Below are 23,551 nucleotides of genomic sequence, written 5' to 3'. Positions count from 1 at the left end.
TAGTGGCTATTGGCCTAACCGCTGATCCCCAGACCCCGATCCCTGACCCCCGACCTCCATTTTGATTTTTGACTTTTGACGTTACGCTGGCCCCTAGCCCCTGACCCCTCGGCTTCATCCTTCATCCTTCATCCTTCATCCTTCATCCCTCATCCCTCATCCCTCATCCCTCATCCTTCATCCCTCATCCTTTCGCTCCCTAGTCGCCAACAGCGCGCCGACGGCGGGTACTCACCGCTGAGCCTTGCGATTGCAACACGGCCATATCACGCAGAATGGTGCGCCGACTCACGGCCAAGGCATCAGCCAAATCATCATCGGTTGGCGCGGCTCCTGCATCATCAGCTTCATCAAGCAACCGCTGCAACCGATGCATGCGCAATTCGCTGCGATCATGAAAGCGATTATCATCTGGTGCATGCAACGTCCAAACGACCTCAACCCGATCGGTATGGCTCAGCGATTTGCCCAGCGGCACATCGGCTCGCACCAACAGAACTTTGCGCTGAATATAGCCACCTTCAGAAAGCAGCTGGCTGCGCCCATAAACCCGCGTGAGCCGCATCCACAACCCAGCCATCGAGCGAATCGCGCCAGCTAAATGGGCAACTCGCTGCAATTGCAAGACCATTCCATGTAATTTCACATTATTGATGAATGAATCGCGCAAGGTTGGGTCGCGGAAGCGATTGGCTTGCTGCTGAATTGAATGATAGGCATTTTGCAGATGTAGCCGATCGCCATAGACCCAAAAACGCGTAAATTGTAACAACACATCTGCATACAACAATTCTTTCTGGTCGTACATCGCTTCGGCTTCGGCCAACATCGCTTGGGCTTCGGCAGCAAAACCACATAATTGGGCAGCTAAGGCATGCATCAAAATTGGTTGCAAAAATGCCGATCGTGCCTGTTGCCACATCGCCGTGCCACGCCGTAATAAAGGCAAGGCTTGATCTGGCCGATTGCGAAAAATCTCCAGTGCGCCAATCGCGGCCAGCAAATATAAGCCAGCACCTTGTTGCTGCGCTTGATCAAGCCAAGGCTGAACTTCTTGCACCACGGTTTCCGCTTGCTCAAAATCACCAGCCTCTAACGCCACCAAAATCGTGACACTATGCACAAAAAAGGCCCAATTGGAGTTTGGCGGCATCTTAGAATCACGAATCATCTGGCGCATGCGCTGGGTCGTGGCTTGAGCCATCTCGGTCAGGCCAATCGCGGTCGTGATAAAGGTCGACATGAACAAGCCTACACCCAACAGCCAACTATCATCAAGCGCTTCGAGCAATTCAATCGCCTTGTTCATTGTGCTCAGCGCAGTTTCCCAATCGGCATAACTAATATTTACTTCGCCCAAAACCCGCAACACATTGCCCCGCGCCGGATACAAATACGGATGAAGTTCGGTCAGGGTCAAGGCTTCAGCAGCAATGCGCTGGGCTACGCTGGTATGGCCGAGCATGCGATAGGCAAAGGCTAGCGAACACAACGAGGCAACTAAAACTGCATCATCGTGGCTACTCCGCGCGAGGGCAACTGCCTGTTCGAGCAAGGGTAAACTGTTGCGCGGCTGCACCGCAGCACTACTGATCAAATGAAAGCCATAGGTATTTAAGATTCGCGCTTCAACCGCTGGCAATGCGAGGGTTTTGGCCAATGCCACGGCTTGTTCGGCGATGCTCGCCATTTCAGCCGCATTCGAATCAACTGAAAAAAGCACAATTCTGCTCTCGTAGGCTTCGAGCAAGGCCCGTTGATCGCCCAAATTCAAGGCAAGGCTTTCCAAGCGTTCAACATCGGCGCGCCATAGATCGAGCTGGCCCAAAAACACCAAAATCCGTTGCCGCAAACCAAGCAAGCTCAATTCCAAACGCTGATCACTTGGCAAACGCTGGTAGATTTCCAACGCGCGATTGGCATAATCGAGCGCTGTGGTGTAAGCATAGGCCTGTAACGCTTGTTCGCCAGCCTGTTGATAGGCAGCAATCGCCGACGACCAGCGTTGCGCCCGCTCATAGGCCCAAGCAATCGTTTCTGGGCGGCAAAGTGGCTGTTGGGCAAAATAATCAGCTGCTTGCTGCACCGCTGTTTGGCGTAATTCAAGCGCTAAGCTTTGCTCCACCGCCACCGCAATCAAATCATGGTAAAACTGAAAGCCTGCATGGGTCTGGGCCACCAGCCGCGTAGCCAAAAGATCAGGAATCGCCTGATCAACCTCAGCTCCAGCCACAAACCGCCATGCCGCTAATGTCCAGGTGCGGCCCAAGGCATTTGCCGCCGCCAAGGCTTGATGAGCCAAACTGGGCAATGCCTGCACCCGTTGCGCCACCAATGCCTGAAACGAATGCTCGTGTGCATCACCACGATGCAGCAAATGCTCTTGGAGAAATAAGGGGTTGCCAGCAGTCAAGGCATGCAAGGCAGCAATCTCGGCCATACTCGGAATTGGCACCTGATTTGGCCATAAGCGCCCAACTAAATGCTGAAAATCGTGCAGCGCCAAGCCATTAAGTTTCAGCGCTTGAATTGGCAACTCTTGGCGCATGCGCCGCAATGCTTGCAACATATGGCTTGATTCATTGCCACGATAGGCCAAGACGATGAGCAATCGTGAGCGCAACAAGGCTTGAATTTGGCTCGGCGACCATTGCAACACGCTAAAGACCACCCGCTGCGCCCAATGCAAATCATCAAGCACCAGTAGTAAGGGCGCTTGTTGGGTAACCGCCAAAAGCACTTGCAATAACGCCGTCGCCAAACTTGGCCGATTCGCATGATCGTGCTGGTTGAGTTGGGGCAAATCGGGCATGAGTGCCGCCAACCCTAGCCGCGTAATTGGATCAAATTGATCGAGCAAACGCTGATCAAGCATTTGGGCTAATGCTTGATCAAGCGGTGCATACGGTGAACTGCCGCCATTAATTTGGGCCGCGCCCCAAGCCAACTGAAAGCCACGCGCTTGGGCTGCTTGGCTCAATTCGTGCAGTAAGCGCGTTTTGCCGATGCCAGCCGCCCCATCAAGCAAAACAATGCCACCACTATGGCTCAAGGCAGCATCCAAGGCATCAAGCAACAGCGAACGTTCATGCGTGCGGCCAACAAACGGAATTTTCTGCCAACTGCCACCGAGTGTCGTTTGGCGCAAGGTTTGCTCGGCCACCATGTGCTCGGCAAGCGCCGTGAGTTCGGCGATTGGTTCAACGCCCAAATCGCTGGCCAAGCGTTCGCGAATGCTGTGGTAGGCCACCAAAGCCAAATGCGCTCGACCAAGGCTAATTTGGCAACGCATAATCAGCAGCGCCGCCTGTTCATCAAACGGATCGAAGGCCTGCCAACGCTCAGCGCTGCTCAACGCCAAGCCATAATCGCCATGCGCAAAGGCCTGCTGGGCCAATTTGGCAATTGTGGCCGCAAATAAGGCCTGCAAATCAGCGCGCGGGCCATCAAGCCACTCAGCATCAAGATCAGGCAATAATTCATCGCGATAGAGCTGACATGCCAGTTGCCAATCGCTCGCTTGATCGGATTGTGCTGCTTGCTGAAACAGCTGCACATCACACCAAATTGGGCCAAGTTGCAGGGTTTGGGGATTCGCCAGCAGCCATTGATCACAGGTTGGGCATTGTTGGCGTAGCCGATACAGCGCCGCCGAGAGCGCACGCCGCGCCTGTGGTTCGGGCAAATCGGGCCAAATGCTGGCTGCAAGCCGCAAACGGCTGACTGGTTGAGGTTGATTGAGCGCTAAAAAAACCAATAACGCTGCCAATGGGCCATTGCCAAGCGCTATCTGTTGGGTGTTGTATTGCAGGCGTGGAGAGCCAAATAGGTAGAGCGCGCAATCTTGCATACGTCTATTGTAGTGGGCATGTCTAGAGTGTCGGGAGCCTAGGTTGCGAACATTAGCCACTTCAAGGGCAAAAAACCAGCTAGGATGTAGGACTAATTGACCGTAGGAGGGCCTTAGATATGGTAGTATGATCAAAACTTAATCATTTGTTCGTTGATTATTCATCGTAGCAATCTACACTGACAACTCAACCTGTTAGGGAAATTCATTTCAATTGACTATGCCTAACAGCGGCGTATAATGGCAATAGACCGGTATTGCATTGGCGATACCATTCCTCAAGGAGGCTTGCAATGGGCTTAGGCGTACCAGAACTCTTAATTATTCTCGCAATTGTGATTGTGTTGTTTGGGGCCTCGCGGATTGGCGATCTTGGGAGTTCGCTTGGCCGAGGCATTCGTGAGTTTCGCCGTGGCGTGCGCGATGACGATGCCCCAGCAGCATCCGATGCGAGCAAAAACGAATCGAAATAATGAGCGGTTACAATTAACATGCATCGTTGAGGCACGTAACCCGTGCCTCACGTTGTTCTCACGGGGGGGCTATGACCGTTGCCCTGCGTTTCCTCGGCGTACCTTCAATACTCTACAATCAGCAATCACAGTCGCTTCCTAGCAAAGCGGTGGCCCTCTTGGGCTATCTTGCCGCAACAATCCAGCCTCAACGCCGCGAGCATCTTTTGGCATTGCTGTGGGCTGAAAGTAGCGATGAAGCTGCCCGCAAAAATTTACGCAATACGCTTTGGACAATTCGGCGCAGTTTAGGCGGCGAGATCATCTTGGCCGATGATGATCGCCTGCGTTTACACCCGGATTGTGTCGTTGATCTTTGGCAGCTACGCAGTTTGGCAGAAGGTTTGGTTCAACCAACAGTTGAGAGTTTGTTACAGCTAGCCCAAGGCCCCTTGCTCGATGGGCTGATGTTGCCCGATGCACCTGATTTTGATTTGTGGCTGGTGACCGAGCGCGAGCAAGTGCACTTAACCGTGATGCGTTTGTTTCAAACGGCAATCAGCAATTATCAAAAGCAGCAGCAATGGAGCCATGTATTAACCTTGGCCCGCGCCGCCTTGCGCTTCGATCCACTTTCTGAATCGTTGTATCAGGCGATTATTGAAGCTCATTGGCGACAGGGCGAACGCGCCGAGGCCTTGCGCCAATATGAGATGTTGACGACAACCCTTCAGCGCGAATTGGGCATCGAGCCATTACCCGAAACCCAAATGCTGCGCCAACGCATTTTGCAAACCAATCCGTTGCTCAGCTCAACCAATGGCCACGAGCCAGCTAAACCCATGCTTGCAACTCCAACGCCTGAGCCAAAGCCAGTGCTCAAGCCGATCAAACGGCCTGCACCACGCGAAACGCCGTTTGTTGGTCGCCAATATGAGCAGTTATTGCTCAATCAAGCGCTGATGCGCAGCAATGAACGCGGCTTGCAAGTCGTGCTTATCACTGGCGAAATTGGGGTTGGCAAATCGCGACTCTGGCAGGAATGGGCGCAGAAGCTACCAGCAGATAGCACCATGTTGTCAATGCACTGTCTTGAATCAACGAGAAGCCTGCCCTTTGCCCCAGTGACTGAGTTATTTGGCCAGCGCTTGTGCTTAACCCGCCTGTTTTCTGGCGATTCAGCAGTTGATCCGATGTGGTTGGCCGAGGTCGCTCGCCTGCTACCGCAACTGCGCGGCCATGTGCCCAATTTGCCCGAGCCACCAGTCTTGCCAGCCGATGAAGAGCGCCGCCGCATGTTCGAGGCCTTTGCCCAATGTCTGCGCGCCGTGATGACCAACCATTTAGTGATTGGCATCGACGATTTGCACTGGGCCGACCAAGCAACCGCCGAATGGCTTGATTATGTGGTTGATCGTTTGCGCGATTTGCCGATTGTGATCGTCGTAACCTATCGTTCCGAGGAAGCGAACGCCCGCTTGCAACGCTTAGTTGTTGGCTGGCAACGTGGCAGTTTGGTCACGCGCATCGATGTGCCACGGCTTGATCAGGCAGAAACTCGCCAGCTTTTGAGCGAATTGGGCTATGCCAATCCTGATGATCAGACCTTGCTCGAACGTAGCGCAGGCAATCCGTTGTTTTTATTAGAGCTTTGTCGCACGGTTGATCCAACTGATGTACCGCCGATGTTGGTTGATGTGCTCAGCACGCGCTTGGCCCGTTTGCCTGAACGCGCCGCCCAAATTGTGCAAGCGGCTGCGGTGCTCGACCCATTATTCAGCTATAACGTGCTACGTGAAACTGGCGGACGCTCCGATGAAGATACACTTGATGGCCTCGATGGTTTGCTCAACGCTGCAATTTTGAAGGAACAAGGCGATAGTTATACATTTAGCCATCCCTTGATTGCCACGGTTGTGCGCAATAGCCTAAGCCGTGCGCGCCGCACCTTTTTGCATCGCCGCGCTGCCCAAGCCCTGCAACACGAATATAGCGACCATCGTGCGATCGCTGGCCGCTTGCTGTTGCACTATCGCGAGGCTGGTGAGGTCAAATTGGCCGCAAGCTATGCAGACCAAGCGCTCGAACATGCACTTTCGCTCTCTGCACCAAACGAAGCAGTGGCTTTTGGTCAGCAGGCAATCGAGCTTGATCCAACGCCTGAACGCTATTGTCGTTTAGGAGATGCATTGGAGTGGAATAGCGAAGTGCCTGCTGCCCGCGAGGTCTATCATACGGCGCTTACTCAATATGAGGCTCAAGCCAATTGGCTGCGGGTTGTGGCAGTTTGCACCAAGCTTGGCCGCACCTATCTGGTGGTCGGTCGGCCAGAAGTTGTGATCGAATGGGCCGAACGTGGTTTGGCCATCTATCACAAGCACAAACTTGAAAATCAATTGATCGAAGCCGAATTGCTGTTGCTCTTGGCGATTAGCCAACGCTTGGCGGGCTATCCTTTGAATGTGGCCTACGAAAACATTCAAGCAGCCTTAGAAGTGGCTACCGCGCAGCAAAATCACTCGTTAATTGGTCGTTGTCAGTTTGAGCTGGGCAATATTTTGGCTCAGCGTGGCGAAATCAAAGCAGCGGTCGAAACCTTCGCATTGGCAATTTCCAGCACCGCCGCCACCAACGAGCAATATCAAATTATCTTGGGCTATAACAATGCAGCCTACAACGCCACGCTGATTGGCGATTTGGTGACGGCGCACAGCCATATTGAAGCAGGCTTGCACTTGGCCGAACGCTTGGCGCTGCGCGTGCCATTGCAATATTTGTATAGCACCCGCGGCGAAATTGCCTTGGCAGAAAAGCATTGGGATGAAGCAGAAGAATGGTTTGAACGCGGCATCAGCGTGGCCCAAGCCAATGGCAATGCAGCCCAAGTTGCCAATTATCGGGCAAATTTTGGCCTAGTTGCTCGTGGTCGCGGCGATCTCGATCAGGCGTTAGTGTTGATGCGCACAGCGCTCAGCGAAGTTGAGTTGCTAACTGCGCCATTTTTACAAACCCAAATCAACATTTGGCTGGCCGAAATTTGGCAAGAACGCCACGATTATTTGGCGGCAAATGCGGCGCTGCAACGAGCGAAGCAAGCGGTTACGCCCGAACAAGGCTTTTTATATAGCCGCGTGCAGCAATTGCAAAACCAACTTGGCAGCCTGCAACCAGCAATGGCTCAGCAACGTTCTATCTAGGTAGAATTATCAATAAGGAGTTGCCATGGTTGAAACCGCAACACCCTATAGCCATAGCGAACTGATCGTTGACTTAGATCATGATGTTGCCAAGGTGAGTGCTACGATTTTGGGCTTGACCCCTGAGGAATGCTTCGCTCATCCCGCAGGGGTCTGGTCGCCAGCAGAAAATGTGTTGCACATGCAGCAATTGAGCAAGGTTTTTATCCTTGCGTTTTCTGTGCCACGTTTTACTTTAGGCACGTTGTTTGGCAAGCCCAAGCATCAAATCCGCGATTATGCGACGATTGCAAATCGCTATCACGCGGCAATTGCTGGTGGCTTCGAGGCTCCAGCCTATTCGATTCCTGCCAAACCGCAAGGGCCGTTCAATCAACAACGCCAACAAGCCTTGGTGGCGCAATGGCAAAAACTGAATCAACGCATGATCGAAAGCCTATTTCATTGGGACGATGCAGCGCTTGATCAGTATCAAATGCCGCATCCAGCTTTGGGGAAATTGACAGTGCGTGAGATGCTGTTCTTCATGCATTGCCACACGCAGCAGCATCTCAACCAGATTAATCAATTGCTGCAAAGCCAGGCCAGCAGCCAGTTGGCAGCCCACTAGGTACGAAGGCACAGACTTGTGACAATCATTGACATAGAACAAAAGTTCTACTATAATTTTCTTCAGTGGTAAACGAGCATGTACGTTTAGCCTGAGGAGGCATTATGGCGGTCACAAGTCGTAATTTGCGAACGAATCATCCGCGGCAATGGGCGGGGCGGCGACTTGTCCGAGTAACATCCCCCCAACAAGCGCTCCGTCGCGCACAACAACAACTTCAGCAACCAACAGCGACGCTGCCGGAAATTTGGTTCAATCGGTTTATGTGGGCAGGGTTGGTGGTACTTTTAGCCCTACTTTTGGGCACGCTCAGCGGCATTTTTGGGGTCTGGTACGACGATTTACGCTATGGCAGGCCACGCGTCTCGCACTTAGTCGCAACTGTTGGCCATGAAGGCGAGCAAGGCTTGGCTAGCGAATTTATGGCCATCAATTTGAATCGGCGGGTGGTTGTGTTAGAATTCCCTGGAGGCGATGCAAGCAAAGCGCGCACGCTGATTGGCCCATATCTCTTTGGCGCAGGCGAAGATCTGACCCCCATTACGCTTTCGACCCACGATCTCAACAACGATGCCCGGCCAGAGCTATTGGTCAATATCAAAAACGAACAACTTATTTATATCAATCAAGCCGATGGCTTTCGGATGATCACTGCTGCTGAACAAGCACGTTTGTTAAACCAGCAACAATGAGTGGTCTCCGTGCCAGGAGAACCCATCCATGTTATATGGTTTTGATGATTTTTCTTCGCGACGACGCACCCTCTTTTTGATTGCGCTGGCGGCTGCCTTGGTTTGGATGATCGTGCAGTTTCGGGGTCGCAGCAATGCTTTTTATAGCTCGATGAGCGCCCCAGGCCAGCCAGCCCAATCCGCTAGCGGCAATCTTTCTGGCTCGTTCGGGGCACTCGATGGCGATAGTATTATCGGCGTGCCAACGATCTCTGCAGCCAAAATCGATCAAGTGCTCGCTTCTTACGATTCTCCAGCAACTGGCAAGGGTCAAGTGATATATGATATGGGTATCAAATATGGCATCGACCCAGCCTATTGCTTAGCCTTCTTCATTCACGAATCGACCGCCGGAACCCGTGGAGTTGCCACCGTCACCATGTCGATTGGCAACATTCGCACAACACCTGGCTACGAAGATTACCAAGGCTACCGCAAGTATCCCAGCTGGGAAGCAGGCATCGAAGATTGGTACAAACTGATTCGCAATTTATACATCGACGAATGGCAACTAACGACAATTCAAGCAATTATTCCAGTGTATGCGCCGCCCATTGAAAACGACACCAATAACTATGTCGAAATCGTGCGCACATTGGTCAACTCATGGAGAGCAGCAGGTTCATGAATTGGTATGATTTGAGCGATAACAGTAGTAATTATAAACGTGGGGCCGTTGCGCTTGGCCTGATTGTCGTGCTCTTTTTGTTAGTCAATCGTCCAACAACACCCACAATCAGCGCATGGCGCGGCGAAACCACCAACGTCGCTGGCTTGTCTGGCGCGGCGATTCAGGTTGGCCAAGGCGATACCTTGGTTGCCCCGCCCAATATCTCCAGCGATCAGCCATGGGGCAATCCTGTTGCTGGCAATCGGGTGGTGATGACCCAAGGCTACGGGGTTGGCTCACACGCGCCTGCTGAGGTTTGGGGCGCAATCGATTTGGCTGTTGATGGCGATGGCGATGGCGCTGCTGATCCCGCTGGGTCAGTCGGCGCACCTGTTCGCGCCACCATGAGCGGCTATATCGATGTAACCGCCGATTCGTGGCCAGCAGGCAATCATATTTGGATTATTGGCAACGAATATAAAACTGGCTATGCCCACCTTTCCGAGTTCAAGGTCAAGGATGGCGATTATGTCGAACGCGGCACAATCATCGGCACAATTGGCTCAACGGGATCATCGAGCGGGCCGCACCTTGATTATCAAATTTGGCATAATGGGGTAAACCAAAATCCCCTCAATTTCCACCCATTACCCTAAGCATTTTAGTGCTAAAATAGGCTAGCTAAAAGCATGAATTGTCGATGATAATTCATGCTTTTGTTTGTTCAATGGCCTACTCTAGTGCAATGAGGCCCTATGGCTGTAGCAACACTCACGCCCCACCAATCGCTGACCGAGCGCATTCGCATTTTAATCATTTCCCAAGCGATCATGATTAGCTTGATTGGGATTGCTGCTTGGTTTTTAGTCGAGATTCCGCAGGAACGAGCTTCAGTTTTTCTCGGTTTGGGCTTAGTTGCCAGTATTACCGCAGCCTTATATTTCCTGCGCCATTCACGCTATATCAGCCAACTAGTGGTGCTCAATTTTCTGCTCATGGTTGGGGTGATTGTGCTAACCGATGCGCGGGGAGCTGAATTATCGGGCCTGACGTGGACGCTCTATCTGATTTGGCCAACCTTAACCATGTTGGTCTTACGCAATTTAAAAGCGGTGATTATTGTGAGTTTGGTAACGCTGACAGCAATGATCACATTTCCACTGCTTGAAATCTATGGCGTAATTGCCATTCCGCTGATTTTGCCCCAAGCAACCTTGCTGCTCAAGCTCATTATTTTAATTATCGTCTTTTTGATTTTGACCTCGATGATGATTGTGATTGGCCTTGCCGACCAGCGCAGCCAAAAAGTGCTGGCCGAACACACAGCCGTGATTACCAATCAACAAACAGAATTAGCCCAAGCCAACCAATCGTTGCAAACTGGCAATAGCCAACTCCAAGCGCTGGCTCAACGCCAAGAAAACTTGCTGAATCAAATTCAGCTGCTCGAAGCGCCTATTATTCGCCTAAGCCATAACGCAATTTTGCTGCCAATTACGGGTATGCTCGATCAACAACGGATTAGGCATATTCACGATGCGGTGTTGCAACAGATTTATCAATTGCGCGCACAACACTTAATTCTCGATCTGACTGGGGCCTTGTTGCCTGATGCCAGCGTGTTACCTGCCTTTGGCGATTTGCTGGCAGCAATTAAGCTCTTGGGCTGCGATGTGCGCGTTACCGGCATGACCAGCGAGATTGTGCAGCAATTGGTCTTTACTGACATCGATTTAGGGATTTTTGGCAAAACTGGCCAGTTAGAGCAGTTGATTCAAGAGGTTTTAGCGCCAAGCTCAAAACGGAAATAATTCTTCAACGGAGATTAATTGCAACGAGCCAGTTGGACATTGGCTCAAGCAGGCCCGATCATCATAGCCAGCACATAAATCGCATTTGCTGGCGACGGTTTTTGGTTGGCGCTGCACCGATTGCTTTTGCATGCGCTGCCAGAGCTGCCAGAGCGGGCCATGTTGGTTTTGCAAATAGATCGTCTGCGATTCAACCGCATCATAGGGACAGGCCACAACACACTCATTGCAGCCAGTACAGGCATCGGTAATCCGCAGCGCGCCATTATCATCCCACTGAATGGCATTTTCGGGACAGGCCTCGACACACTCCGCGCCAACTCTGCATTGACGACAACTCTGAGTAATATCCCATTCTTCCAGCTTGGCAGCATTCAGATGCATGCGGGTTTGGCCGAAGCGCTCGGCACAAGCTTGCTCGCAAATTCGGCAATCGGGCGGGCATTGGGCTGGCTGACGCACCAAAACATGCGAGCCGCGAAACATGCCATAGCGCACCGCTACCTTGATCAAATGTTGGCGGGTTTGGTCGCCGCGCACGCGCTCTGAGTGGTGCATGCGCTCATCGATGACCCGCCGCACCGCAGCTTCAAGCGATGGATGTTGGGCCACTTGCTCGGCAAAAACAGCGCCAGGCAGTTGCAAGCAGCGGGTTGGGGTTAAACAGCGTAAGGTTGCATTATGCGGTGTTGCCGAGAGCAGCGCCATCTCGCCAAAAAAATCGCCATCGCTGAGCGTTGCCACAATCATGCCATGTTGTTCAACCGCAATCTGGCCTTGTTCGATTAAATAAAGTGCTTGGCCAGGCGAGCCTTGCTCGAAAATAACCGTGTTGCGGCCAAACTCCTGGCGCGTGAGTTGGGCCGCCAATAAAATACGTTCCTCGACGCTCACATGGCTAAATAGCGGCACTCTGCTGAGCGCACTAATCGCGCGGCGCTGCATATAACTGGCTTCGATCAAGCGCATAAAGACTGGCAAATGTTGCTTTTTTTCGTGTAAGCGCTCAATTGACCATTGCAAAGCGAAAATTTGGCTTTGGGCTTGCACTGCATACAGCAGCGAGTGCGAACTAAAAAAGATACTATTGCCAAAAAAATCGCCTTCGGCCAACTTGCCAATTGAAATTGGCTCGCCATCGCGATCAAGAATCACCGTATCGGCCAAGCCACTCAAAATCACATAGCATTGGCTGCTGCGTAAACGGGCAATTGGAATTGTGTCGCCTGCCGCAAACGCCCGAAAAATCCCAATTCGCGCCAAAATGGTGGCTTCGTTGATGGGTAATTCGCTCAAATTGGGCAGGCTACGCAAGGCATCAATTTGGAGATTGAGTGCAAGAGGAGCCATGGTTATAGCCTCGATTATTGGGTTTGTTGGTAGTGATAGGGCAAACTGCGCCGCATATGTTCGTCGGCCATTTGCCATGAGTGATTAGCATTTGGCACAACCCCACTGAGCCGATTGTGCGCCCCAACTTCGCGGAGAAGTTCATCGAGCCGCGCCCCACGGTAATAATTGACATTCGGCTCGGCTGATTCAGGGCCATATTCAATCAGCCATTGCAATTTTGAAGCCTGCGCGCCATCAATTCGCAACAGTGTTAATGGATTATGTTGCGCTGCAAAGGTATGATCGCGTGGCACGCCAAAGTTAGCATCGAATAAACTGCGCTCGAAAACACTATCGCGAGCAGCGATAATTTCTGCATTCTCAGGATCATCCCAAAAGAAAAGGCCATCATACGCACCGACCGAAGCCCATTCGTTGGGGTGGCGCAAGGCTTGATTGACGCTGATAAAGCCGCCCAACGAAAAGCCATCGAGCGAGCGATGTGCGCCGCCAAACAGCACCGGATAATGGGTTTCAACGTAGGGAATCAAATCGCGATAGATAAAATCTTCAAAGCGCCCACTGCCAAGCGTTGGCTCAGCAGCAAGTTCTGGAGCATGCAGATTAATGCCCAAGCTATGCACCGCGTCGTTGGCGTTGGTCATGCCTGGAAAAACCAAAACCATCGGGCCAATGCGATTTTGGCGGCGCAATTCTTCATAGACATCAAGCACATTGCGATTACCGCCGCGCGTACCATCCTCGTTTTTGTTGATCCACTCGCGTTCGTGGCCACGGAAGAGATACAAACTGGGAACCCGCAAATTTTCATCGCTGCGGGCTTCAATCGGCAGATAGATATAAAACGTGCGGGTAATGCCCAAGGCGTTGCTGAAAAAATCGACCCGTTCAACCCGCTCATCATAGATTTTAGCCGGGTCGCGTTGGCGATCGGCCCAAGCAGCAACAGCACCTTTGACCTGCGCACCACTGGCGGCAATGCCACGGCGATTGGGAATTTCGCTGCCATCAAGCGATTTCTCGACGTTCTGCCACGAGCCACGAGTTAATTTAAACTCAAGTTGCAAGCCATGGGTAAACGGCCAAGCGCCATAGGCAATATCGGCGCTACGCGAAAGCACATAGGTTGCATCATTGGGCCGCCACTGATTAAACGAGCCAGTCAGATACAACTGATCGCCTGGTGCAGTATCGGCAGGAATTTTAAACTCAAAATTGACCAACGGAGTGGCTTCGGACGGTGTTGGCTGTGGAATTGAGCGCTGTCGCCCAACCATAAAGCCCAAGCCAAACGCCAAACCCAGCCCAACCACAAACAAAATTAACGTCAACCACATACTGCGTGCTCGTTTCAACGTTGAACAATATCGTGATAGGCACCACGATAGTAGAGCAACGGCGAACCATCGCGCAGGGTCACATGCTCAATTTGGCCAATAAAAATCGTATGATCGCCGCCATCAACTGCCTGATACAAGCCACATTCTAGGTTGGCCAACGCTCCATCGAGCAACGGCGCAATGCCATGGCCTGCTCCAGCGATAATATCCGACCAATCGTGTTTCTGCGGGCCAGCAAAGTGGCGCGACAAGGCTTCTTGATCGCTGCTCAAAATATTAATTGCAAATGCCTTGGCCTGAATCAACAAATCGCGCATCGGCGAACGATTATCAATCGAAATAATCGCCAAGGCAGGATCTAACGAGAGCGAGGCAAAAGCGCTAACCGTCAAACCATAGGGCTTGCCATCGACGACCGTGGTAATAACAGTCACGCCACTGGCAAAACGACTCATCGCTTGCCGAAACAAAGCAGGATCAAGCGTCATCGAGATATTCCTCTTTACACAATGCTGCGGGTATTGTAACGAGGTTCAGAGGGCAATGCAAGGTTGGGGATCGGGGATCAGGGATCGGGGATCAGAAGATCGCTGAAACCGCGAAGAACCCGAAGAACGCGAAGTTAAGTTTTTTCGCTAGAGATTGCCCAGATTTTTTTGATTATCTTCCCATAGCCCATAGCCTTCAGCCCATAGCCATATTTCTCTGTGCCTCTGCGTTAAAAAATTGATCCACGAAGAGCACGAAGGAACACGAAGGGCAGCAACCACGAAGGGAAATAGGCTTTTGGCTTTTGTAGCCACGAATTGCACGAATTCCACGAATAATTATTTTTTCGCCACAGATTCCACAGATTTGCTTGATTATCTTCTCATAGCCCATAGCCAAAGATCAATCCCCAATTCCCGACCCCCAATCCCCTATGTTCTATGCTCTATGTTCTATGTTCTTGATTTATTTGCCCCGTGCTAGGCCTCTATGCTATTATCGCTGCTAGAATTGCAGCTTTATTTGCTCCAACAGCGTTGCGGGGTTTGGCTCCCGATGGCTGCCTGGCGCTCCCCTTGCTGAGTTAGGAGTCTAAAACTTCATGTTGACGATTGATGAAATTTTATCGCGTGGCGTTAGCGAAGTGATTGTTGAGGCCAACGTTCGGCGCAAATTGAATACAGGCAAGCAGCTACGGCTCAAATTGGGCATCGATCCCACCCGCAGCGATATTCATATTGGCCATGCAGTGGCGTTGCGCAAGATGCGCCAATTTCAAGAGCTTGGGCATACGGTTGTTTTGATTGTTGGCGACTGGACGGCTCAAATTGGCGACCCAACAGGCCGCGACGAAAGCCGCCCACGCTTGACGGTTGAAGAAACGCGCAGCAACGCCGAATATTACATGGATCAAGTGTTTAAAGTGATTGATCCAGCCAAAACTGAAGTGCGCTGGCAAAGCGAATGGTTTGGCCAATTCGACCTCGAAAAAGCGTTTGGCTTGATTGGGCGTTTTACCGTCAACCAAATGCTATCGCACGATACCTTTCGCAAGCGCTATGAAGCTGGCCAACAACTGACAGTGCTTGAATTGATGTACCCAATGTTGCAAGCCTACGATTCAATTGCGATCAAACCTGATATTGAATTTGGCGGAACTGACCAAAAATTCAACATTTTGGCTGGGCGGCAATTGATGGAACAAATGGGCATGGAACCGCAGGATGTGATTCTCGTGCCCTTGATCATCGGCACTGATGGCCGCAAAATGAGCAAAAGTTTCAATAACTCGGTTGATATTTTGATGTCGCCCAAAGATAAATATGGCAAAATCATGTCGATGGGCGATGATGTCTTGCCAGTCTATTACGAAGTTTGGAGTGATACGCCCATTGCTGAGGTCAAGGCGATGGCTGAAGCGATTAAGGCTGGCAGCGTCAATCCACGCGACCTCAAAATGCAATTGGCCCGCGATATTATTCGCCAACTCGATGGCGAAGCAGCAGCCGCCGAAGCAGAAGCCGAATTTGTGCGCGTGTTTCAGCAACGCGATTTGCCCAGCGAAATGCCCGAAGTTCAGCTGACTGAAGCCGCCAACATCATCGATTTGTTGGTAGCAACCAAACTGGCCGCCAGCAAAGGCGAGGCTCGCCGCCTCATCGATGGCGGTGGTGTGCGCTTGGCAGGCGAGAAAATCAGCGGCTACGATAGCGTTGTTCAACCAGTTGGCGAACAGATTTTACAAGTTGGGCGGCGCAAATTTGTGAAATTGCTCAGCAATTAGCGCTAGATGCGAGGGTGCTGTGGCGGGTTTTGGCTCGTCACAGCAAAAGGCTTATGGATCAACCTTTTCCGTTGGCGACCGCTTGTTTTAAATGTTGGCGCAGAGTTCAAGAACGTAATTGCATTGTGCATGGCTATGGCGATGCCAAGGCCAAAGTGATGTTTGTGGGTGAGGTTCCCGAAAGTTTGGGAGCCAACCAAACTGGCGTGCCATGGACGCGCACCGTGGCGGGCCAACGTTTGCAAGTGCTGTTACGCGCCTTGCGACTGCGCACTGCTTCAGACCCAGAGCACGAAGAACCACGCTTGGTTGGAGCCTATTTGACCTACATGGTGCGCTGCAGCACCCACGCCGATAGCCCACCAACCATGATCGAAACATCGAATTGCGTTGCCTACCTTTGGCGCGAAATCGTGCTGGTCAACCCACGCATTATCGTGACTGTTGGCGAAGCCCCAACCCGCCTGATGTGCGCCAAATTGTTTGGCCATGTGCCGGGCAATGTCGAATCGATGCATGCCCAGCCCTTACCAGTCGATCAACGAATTCTGCTGCCGATGATCGATCTCGAAACCATCACCAAAGAAGAAGCCCACGTTTTTGCTCGCGTTTTGTCGGCACTGTTAGAAGAGTAGCAAACTGGGTTATACTCTTCTCCAGAGAATTTCAGAATCGCGAAATTTCTCCCTTTTCACTAAACTTGCTAGGTTTTGGCCTAGCCTTAAAGCGAGCAAAAGGTATGTTACGGTTTATTCTCAAACCTGATCGTGATAAATCAATTCGCCAACGCCACCCATGGGTTTTTAGCGGGGCAGTCGCCCGCCGCTCTGGGCCGGTGCATCCTGGCGAAACCGTCGATATTGTTAGCTCCGAGGGCGTGTGGCTGGCGCGGGGCACTGCCAGCACTCACTCGCAAATGGTTGCGCGGCTATGGACGTGGCAACGTGACGAGGAGCTAGACCCCAGTTTTATTCGCCAACGGATCGAGCGTGCAATCAAAGGCCGCGAACATCTGCACAATAATCCTGAAACCAACGCCTATCGCGTGATTTTCAGCGAGAGCGATGGCTTGCCAGGCTTGATTGTTGATCGTTTTGCTGATTGGCTGGTTGTGCAGTTACTCACCCAAGGCGCAGTCACCCACACTGCCACCATCGTCGAAGCCTTGGCCGAATTGATGCCCGTACGCGGCATTTACGAGCGTTCCGACGTTGAAATTCGGGCGCGTGAAGGCTTGGGCGAGGCCGAAGGTCTGCTGTGGGGCGAGGCTCCACCTGATCAATTGACCATTCGCGAAAATGGTTACGAGTTTGTGCTCGATTTGGCTGGCGGCCAAAAAACTGGCTGGTACGTTGATCAACGGATCAATCGTATGCGAGTGGCCGAATATGCCAAGGATGCTGATGTACTGGGAGTTTTCTCGTACACTGGCGGTTTTGAGGTGCTGGCAGCAGGGGCTGGCGCTACCTCAATCACGGCGGTTGATAGCTCGGCGGCGGCCTTGCGTGGCTTGCACACCAACCTTGCCCAAAATGGCTTGCACACACCAGTTACTGCGGTCGAAGGCGATGCCTTTAAGATTTTGCGCCAACTGCGTGAAGAAGGCAAGCAATACGATCTGATTGTGCTTGATCCACCAAAGTTTGCCCACTCGCAGAGCCAAATCGATCGCGCGACGCGTGGCTATAAAGATATTAATATGCAAGCGTTTCACCTGTTGCGGCCAGGTGGCGTGTTGGCAACCTTCTCGTGTTCGGGGCTGATTAGCGCCGATCTCTTTCAAAAAGTGGTGTTTGGGGCAGCCTTGGATGCTGGCCGCGATGCCCAAATTATCGAAACCCTCACCCAAGGCGGTGATCACCCTGTCTTGTTGACCTTCCCAGAAGCGGCCTATCTCAAGGGATTAATCTGCCGGGTCTGGTAGCCGTTGAGGATTTGCAATGGCGTATCGTTTGCTCAATGAAGGCTCGATCACAACGCCTGCTGGCTTTCGGGTAACAGGCATTCACTGCGGCCTGAAAACGACCAGCCGTGATCGTGATCTTGGGTTGTTAATTACCAAAACTGGTTGTACAGCAACTGGCCATTTTGGCGCAACCAGCGGCATCACTGGCGCTTGGACAACTGCCAACTTGCGGCGTAACGCCGAGGATGTGCGGGCGGTGCTGCTTTTGACCGGCGTTGATGGCGGGCGCGGAGCCAGTGCCGTCCACAATTGTCATGAGTTGGCAACCTTGCTGGCCGAAGAAGCGTGGATCAAACCAGAGCAAGTGGTGTTGTTGGCAGCTGGCGCGGCGGGCCAATTCGACATGGATTTGCTGCGGCGCGGTGTGCCACGCGGACTTGATGAGCTTGATAGCAAGGGCGGGCGACGCTTAGCACTAGCCGTGGCCCAAGAGCCACATCCCACGGCTCAAGCAGCGGTCGAAGTTGAAGCGAGCGACGGTACGAGCGCAAGTATTGGGGGCTTAGCAAGCAGTGGCGATGCACCACGCTGGCTGATCACAACCAATGCCAAGCTCTCAACCCGCTTGCTGAATCGGGCAATGCTCCAGTTGCTCGAAGACTACCCAGACCTCGATCAAGCTGCGGTGCTGATTTTGGCGAATCCTAGCGCCAATTTAGCGTCAACCACCAGCAACCAAGCAGCGTATGGCGAATGGTATGCAGGTTTAGCAGGATTAATTGCCCATTTGAGTGAACAAATTCGTTAGCGCATTGGTTTCACAGCTATGACCATGGTACAATTAACGCCAAGGCCATAGCTGTGGCAGATGAGAGCGCTTATGCAACGATTACCTTTGTTTCCATTAAACGTGGTGTTGTTTCCTGGGGCACAATTGCCGCTGCATATTTTCGAGCCGCGCTATCGCACCATGATTAGCCGTTGTCTTGAGGAAAGCAAGCCCTTTGGGGTGGTGCTGATTCGCGAAGGGGTTGAGGTTGGTGGCTCGGCAGTGCCGCATATCATTGGCACAACTGCCGAAATTCAAAGCGCCTATCGTTTGGCCGATGGCCGCATGTACATTGTCACCGAAGGCCGCCAACGCTTCCGCATCAACTACCCACTCAGTGTCGACCCATATATGGTTGCAATGGTTACGATGCTTGATGATGAGGTCAACGAGCGCCATCAAGCAGCAGAATTGACCGAACTGCATTCGCAATACCATCGCACAGTTGCCGCTGCGACTGGCATGCGCTCAACGGCCATCGATCTGCCCAGCGATCCGGTTGCATTAAGCTATATGCTGGCCGATTCGATGCAAATGAGCTTGCCAATCAAACAACATTGGCTCGAATCAGACCTTGATCAACGGATTCATGAGCTGATCGAAGCGCTCCAATTTGAGCTAGAGCTCTTGCCCACCATTCCGCCCGACCAGTTGGATCGTGAACCACCTTTTGAAAACACTTCGTGGAATTAAGTGCCACGCAACGCTTATGTTAATTGCTAGTGTTCGCCTTGAACTCTTCATCCCCGCCGTGCATTCGCTCAAAGAAAAACGTAGTGTGCTTAAATCGGTCATTACCCGCTTGCGCAACGAGTTTAATGCCTCAGTCGCCGAAGTCGATGAGCATGATCGTTGGCAACGCGGCGTGATTGGCGTTGCCTGTATTGGCAACGAAACCCGTTATCTCGAAGGCCAAATCGATGCCATCATTCGTTGGATCGAGAACAATCGGCCTGATGTGAGTATTGTGGATATTGAGCGCGAAATGCTGTAAGTTAAATTCCCTCACCACAACCTTTCAAGGGTAGGTTTTAAGAACCCCTCACCCGTGGCGAGGGCGAGGGGCTTTAATGCTCTAGTTTTGTGCATGATTCGTGGTAAAAAGAGGTTGTAATCCCCTCACCCCAACCCCGCTCCCGTGCGCGGGCGAGGGGCGCTCATTTTATGGTTTTAGCCTGATTTCTCGTAAAAAAGGGGCTGACATCCCCTCTCCCGTGCGCGGGCGAGGGGCTTTAACACCATGGTTCTCCCCCAATTCCTTGGTGAAAAACGGTCGGCTCCCCCTCGCCCGCGTTCAGTGGGCGAGGGGGCTGGGGGGTGAGGGAACGAACCTACAAGCCCAAGAAGAATTCATGAAAACGGGCATCGCCTGTTAATTCGGGGTGAAATGCGGTGGCCAAGAGTTTGGCTTGACGCGCCGCCACGATCCGGCCATCCTCTAGGCTAGCGAGGGTTTCGACCTCAGCGCCAACATTATCGATCTGCGGGGCGCGGATAAACACTGCGTGAAATGGCTCTTCGCCGAGGGCTGGCACATTCAAGTTGGTTTCAAAACTATCAACTTGGCGACCAAAGGCATTGCGTCGCGCCGTAATATCCATCAAGCCAAGCGCTGGTTGACCTTCGGCCCGGCCTTCGGCAATTTCCTTGGCCAGCAAAATCATGCCAGCGCATGTGCCCCAAATTGGCATGCCTTCGGCGGCTCGTTGCTGAATTGGCTCTAGCAAATCGAAACGCACCAACAATTTGCCAATCGTTGTGCTCTCGCCACCAGGAATAATCAAGCGCTCGACTTGGGCTAATTGTTCAGGCAAGCGTACCTGCACCGTTTCAACGCCCAAGCCTTGCAAGATCTGCTCATGCTCAATAAACGCGCCTTGTAGCGCCAAAACTCCAACCGTCATAAAAACCTCTTTTTAAGTATGAAGGATGAGGGATGAAGGATGAAAACCCAATGTTCTAAGCGAAAGGATGAAAGTTGAGCGATAAAACAGGATCTTGCATCCTGCACAACTCAGCTTTCATCCTTCATCGGAATTTCGGTATTCAATTGACGGTAATTACAAAGGCGAAGATTCATCCTTCATAATTCATCCCTCATCCTTCGGAAATTACCAACCGCGTTGGGCTAGCAACTCGTTTGCAGGAATGGTATCGATATTGATCCCGACCATGGCTTCGCCCAAATTACGGCTAATTTCAGCCAACATCTTTGCATCGCGGAAGTGGGTGGTGGCTTCAACGATTGCTTTGGCGCGTTTGGCAGGGTTGCCCGATTTGAAAATACCTGAGCCAACGAACACGCCATCAACGCCCAATTGCATCATCAAGGCTGCATCGGCTGGAGTTGCAATCCCGCCAGCGGCAAAGTTGACGACTGGCAAGCGGCCTAATTCAGCAATTTGCTTGACCAATTCGTAGGGAGCTTGCAAGTTTTTGGCTGCTACAAACAACTCATCGGGATCGAGGGTTTGCAAGCGGCGAATTTCGGCAAACATTGTGCGAGCGTGGCGCACTGCTTCAACGACATTGCCCGTGCCAGCTTCGCCTTTGGTGCGAATCATGGCTGCGCCTTCGGTGATGCGGCGCAGAGCTTCGCCCAAATTGCGTGCGCCACAGACGAATGGCACTTTAAAATTGTGCTTGTTGGTATGATTTTCTTCATCAGCAGGCGTGAGCACTTCGCTCTCGTCGATGTAATCAACCCCAATGGCTTCGAGGATTTGCGCTTCAACAAAGTGGCCAATCCGTGATTTTGCCATCACGGGAATGGTTACTGCTTCAATAATCCCTTGGATCATTTCGGGATCGCTCATGCGTGAAACGCCGCCATCTCTACGAATATCGGCTGGAACCCGTTCGAGCGCCATCACGGCAACTGCGCCAGCTTCTTCAGCAATTTTGGCTTGGTCAGGCGTAACCACATCCATAATCACGCCGCCCTTGAGCATTTGGGCCAAGCCGACTTTGGTAGTAAAGGTTGAAGTTTCCATTGCAATTCCTCTGGTGGATTGATAATGTTATATGTCATGTGATCAGACAGCCGCTATTGTACCATGCATACTCATGACAATCGATCAACATTACGGGGGGACAAAGGGGGACAATCGCCCATGATTGGAAATTTTGACGAGGCGTACTGGGCTATGGTACGATCAGCGCAATCAATCATAAATCGCTATTCAGATGTTATGCAAACACTTGGGGGAAATCCGGTGCAAATCCGGTGCAGTCCACGCTACGGTAAGCCTTTGGCTAAGCCCGAATACCCATTGAGTAGTTGATTTCTGGGTTGGCTTGCGTTGGCACAAGCACAACCAACGCGTTGTTATCTGTTCCTTAGCCAACTGGCTAAGGTTTTTTTGATTAAGGAGATCGCTATGCTCCGACGAGCAGCTATCCATCGCTGGTTATTGGTATTAATGGCCGTGTTCGTGGCGCTTCCCGCTGCGGCTCAAGCCCCAACCGAAGGCGCAAACGCTGCGGCTTGGATTGTTTCGCAAGCGCAGGCCGATGGCAGTTTCCCTGGCTTTGGCTTGGGCGAAACCGCCGATGCTGTCTATGCATTGAAAGCAAGTGGCTTGAAAGTTGATACCAATGTTCAAAGCTTCGTCGAAAAGAACGCCAGCGCCATCGCTGCCAAGCCTGGGATTGCCGCCAAGTTTGTTTTGGCCGAATTGTTGCTTGGCTACAATCCCCGCTCAGTTGGCGGAGTCGATTTGGTAGCCGCTGTAACTGGCAGCTACAAAGCTGATAGTGGCATGTATGGTGGCGATGTAACGACCCACGCGTTGGCCTTGTTGGCCTTGAACGCAGCTGGTGCGCCAGTTGAAAACAAAGCGCTCAATACCGTAGCAGCAGTGCAAATCGCCGACGGATCATGGTCGTTCAGTGGCGACACCAGTGCCGGTGCTGGCGATACCAACACCACGGCCTTGGTCATCCAAGCTTTGGTTGCAGTTGGCCAAGGCAAAAGCGAAACCGTCAGCAAAGCTGTGGCCTACTTGCAAACCCAGCAAAATAGCGATGGCGGCTTCCCATACTCCAAAGATTCGAGCTATGGCAGCGCCACCGATGCCAACTCAACCGCCTTGGTAATTCAAGCAATTGTCGCAACTGGTGGCAACCCAACCGCCGCACCGTGGGCCACCGCCACTGGCAACCCATTGAGCGCCTTGTTGAGCTTGCAAAATGCCAGCGGGGCCTTCCGCTACGATGCAGCAACCCCAGATGACAATGCGTTTGCAACCTACCAAGCAACGCCAGCCTTGTTCTTTGTAACCTATCCATTGAGCGTTTTGGCGACTGCACCACAACCAACCGCCGTGCCAAGCACCCCAATGCCAAACACGCCAGTTGCAACCGCTACGCCTAAGCCAAACACCCCCATTACCTTGCCTGATACTGGCGCACCGTCGCTGCCATTGTGGCCAGTTGTAGTTGGCTTGGGGTTGGTGTGTGTTGTGGCTGGTTTGGGCTTGCGCCGGATCGGCTAAGAAATGCTGGGTTATGAGATCCCCTCACCCCCCAGCCCCCTCCTTTCAAGGGTCGGTTTTGAGCGATTGGGAGGTTGTGGAGCATTCCCTCACG

General features: G+C 52.2%; 20 protein-coding genes and 1 riboswitch. Of the genes, 14 read left to right on the top strand and 6 right to left on the bottom strand.

Annotation, left to right across the window (positions count from 1 at the left end):
- Positions 1–199 precede the first annotated feature (199 nt).
- Positions 200–3,850, bottom strand: coding sequence for an AAA family ATPase (locus C5S61_RS22640; protein WP_110519161.1), 3,651 nt, complete (start codon positions 3,848–3,850; stop codon positions 200–202).
- A gap of 293 nt (positions 3,851–4,143) precedes the next feature.
- Between C5S61_RS22640 and tatA the strand changes: the two genes are divergently transcribed.
- From tatA to C5S61_RS22605, 7 genes are all read left to right on the top strand, one after another.
- Positions 4,144–4,323: a twin-arginine translocase TatA/TatE family subunit gene (tatA, locus tag C5S61_RS22635; RefSeq protein ID WP_054535939.1), complete on the top strand. Its 180-nt coding sequence runs from the start codon at positions 4,144–4,146 to the stop codon at positions 4,321–4,323.
- Between the two features lie 71 nt (positions 4,324–4,394).
- A complete protein-coding gene (locus tag C5S61_RS22630) occupies positions 4,395–7,499 on the top strand; it encodes an ATP-binding protein (RefSeq protein ID WP_110519159.1) in 3,105 nt (1,034 codons plus the stop codon).
- 25 nt (positions 7,500–7,524) lie between these two features.
- A complete protein-coding gene (locus C5S61_RS22625; protein ID WP_110519157.1) occupies positions 7,525–8,109 on the top strand; it encodes a DinB family protein in 585 nt (194 codons plus the stop codon).
- Between the two features lie 104 nt (positions 8,110–8,213).
- Entirely contained in the window at positions 8,214–8,801 is a 588-nt protein-coding gene (locus C5S61_RS22620) for a hypothetical protein (RefSeq protein WP_110519155.1), read from the top strand.
- Between the two features lie 28 nt (positions 8,802–8,829).
- Positions 8,830–9,468, top strand: a complete 639-nt coding sequence (locus C5S61_RS22615; RefSeq protein WP_110519153.1) for a glucosaminidase domain-containing protein — start codon at positions 8,830–8,832, stop codon at positions 9,466–9,468.
- The gene (locus tag C5S61_RS22610) at positions 9,465–10,106 is read left to right on the top strand and encodes a M23 family metallopeptidase (protein WP_110519150.1); all 642 of its coding nucleotides are present in this window, start codon (positions 9,465–9,467) and stop codon (positions 10,104–10,106) included. Before C5S61_RS22615 ends, C5S61_RS22610 begins: the two co-directional genes overlap by 4 nt.
- A gap of 99 nt (positions 10,107–10,205) precedes the next feature.
- Positions 10,206–11,261 (top strand): STAS domain-containing protein, encoded by a 1,056-nt coding sequence (locus tag C5S61_RS22605; RefSeq protein WP_110519148.1) that lies wholly within the window; start codon positions 10,206–10,208, stop codon positions 11,259–11,261.
- On the opposite strand, the gene C5S61_RS22600 is transcribed toward C5S61_RS22605, so the two are convergent.
- The 3 genes from C5S61_RS22600 to C5S61_RS22590 are packed head-to-tail and all read right to left on the bottom strand — an operon-like array spanning position 11,247 to position 14,442.
- Positions 11,247–12,611 carry a cyclic nucleotide-binding domain-containing protein gene (locus C5S61_RS22600; RefSeq protein WP_164689730.1) on the bottom strand — a complete coding sequence of 455 codons (1,365 nt, stop codon included), beginning with the start codon at positions 12,609–12,611 and terminating at the stop codon, positions 11,247–11,249. The two genes, C5S61_RS22605 and C5S61_RS22600, sit on opposite strands and share 15 nt — an antisense overlap.
- A 14-nt stretch (positions 12,612–12,625) precedes the next feature.
- Entirely contained in the window at positions 12,626–13,951 is a 1,326-nt protein-coding gene (locus C5S61_RS22595; RefSeq protein WP_110519144.1) for an alpha/beta hydrolase, read from the bottom strand.
- Between the two features lie 14 nt (positions 13,952–13,965).
- Entirely contained in the window at positions 13,966–14,442 is a 477-nt protein-coding gene (locus C5S61_RS22590) for a flavin reductase family protein (RefSeq protein WP_110519142.1), read from the bottom strand.
- A gap of 602 nt (positions 14,443–15,044) precedes the next feature.
- Here C5S61_RS22590 and tyrS point away from each other — a divergent pair.
- From tyrS to C5S61_RS22560, 6 genes are all read left to right on the top strand, one after another.
- Entirely contained in the window at positions 15,045–16,226 is a 1,182-nt protein-coding gene (gene tyrS / locus C5S61_RS22585; RefSeq protein ID WP_110519140.1) for a tyrosine--tRNA ligase, read from the top strand.
- Between the two features lie 53 nt (positions 16,227–16,279).
- Positions 16,280–16,861 (top strand): uracil-DNA glycosylase family protein, encoded by a 582-nt coding sequence (locus C5S61_RS22580; protein ID WP_110519138.1) that lies wholly within the window; start codon positions 16,280–16,282, stop codon positions 16,859–16,861.
- 104 nt (positions 16,862–16,965) lie between these two features.
- On the top strand, positions 16,966–18,150 hold the full coding sequence (locus tag C5S61_RS22575) for a class I SAM-dependent rRNA methyltransferase (RefSeq protein ID WP_110519136.1): 1,185 nt from the start codon (positions 16,966–16,968) through the stop codon (positions 18,148–18,150).
- Positions 18,151–18,166: 16 nt separating this feature from the next.
- A complete protein-coding gene (locus C5S61_RS22570) occupies positions 18,167–18,940 on the top strand; it encodes a bifunctional ornithine acetyltransferase/N-acetylglutamate synthase (protein ID WP_110519134.1) in 774 nt (257 codons plus the stop codon).
- Positions 18,941–19,012: 72 nt separating this feature from the next.
- Positions 19,013–19,654: an LON peptidase substrate-binding domain-containing protein gene (locus C5S61_RS22565; protein ID WP_164689729.1), complete on the top strand. Its 642-nt coding sequence runs from the start codon at positions 19,013–19,015 to the stop codon at positions 19,652–19,654.
- Between the two features lie 16 nt (positions 19,655–19,670).
- Positions 19,671–19,955 carry a DUF503 domain-containing protein gene (locus tag C5S61_RS22560; protein WP_110519130.1) on the top strand — a complete coding sequence of 95 codons (285 nt, stop codon included), beginning with the start codon at positions 19,671–19,673 and terminating at the stop codon, positions 19,953–19,955.
- A gap of 337 nt (positions 19,956–20,292) precedes the next feature.
- On the opposite strand, the gene pdxT is transcribed toward C5S61_RS22560, so the two are convergent.
- Both pdxT and pdxS read right to left on the bottom strand, forming a co-directional pair.
- A complete protein-coding gene (gene pdxT, locus C5S61_RS22555; RefSeq protein ID WP_110519127.1) occupies positions 20,293–20,865 on the bottom strand; it encodes a pyridoxal 5'-phosphate synthase glutaminase subunit PdxT in 573 nt (190 codons plus the stop codon).
- A 207-nt stretch (positions 20,866–21,072) separates the two neighbouring features.
- Entirely contained in the window at positions 21,073–21,954 is an 882-nt protein-coding gene (pdxS, locus tag C5S61_RS22550) for a pyridoxal 5'-phosphate synthase lyase subunit PdxS (RefSeq protein ID WP_110519125.1), read from the bottom strand.
- 174 nt (positions 21,955–22,128) lie between these two features.
- A riboswitch (cobalamin riboswitch) is annotated at positions 22,129–22,251 on the top strand.
- A 90-nt stretch (positions 22,252–22,341) separates the two neighbouring features.
- Here pdxS and C5S61_RS22545 point away from each other — a divergent pair.
- Positions 22,342–23,457 (top strand): prenyltransferase/squalene oxidase repeat-containing protein, encoded by a 1,116-nt coding sequence (locus C5S61_RS22545; RefSeq protein WP_110519123.1) that lies wholly within the window; start codon positions 22,342–22,344, stop codon positions 23,455–23,457.
- The last annotated feature ends 94 nt before the right edge of the window (positions 23,458–23,551 follow it).

The organism is Herpetosiphon llansteffanensis (assembly GCF_003205875.1).
Classification (GTDB): domain Bacteria; phylum Chloroflexota; class Chloroflexia; order Chloroflexales; family Herpetosiphonaceae; genus Herpetosiphon; species Herpetosiphon llansteffanensis.
The sequence above is the reverse complement of the archived record's forward strand: the minus strand, read 5'-3'. Positions and strand labels throughout refer to the sequence as shown.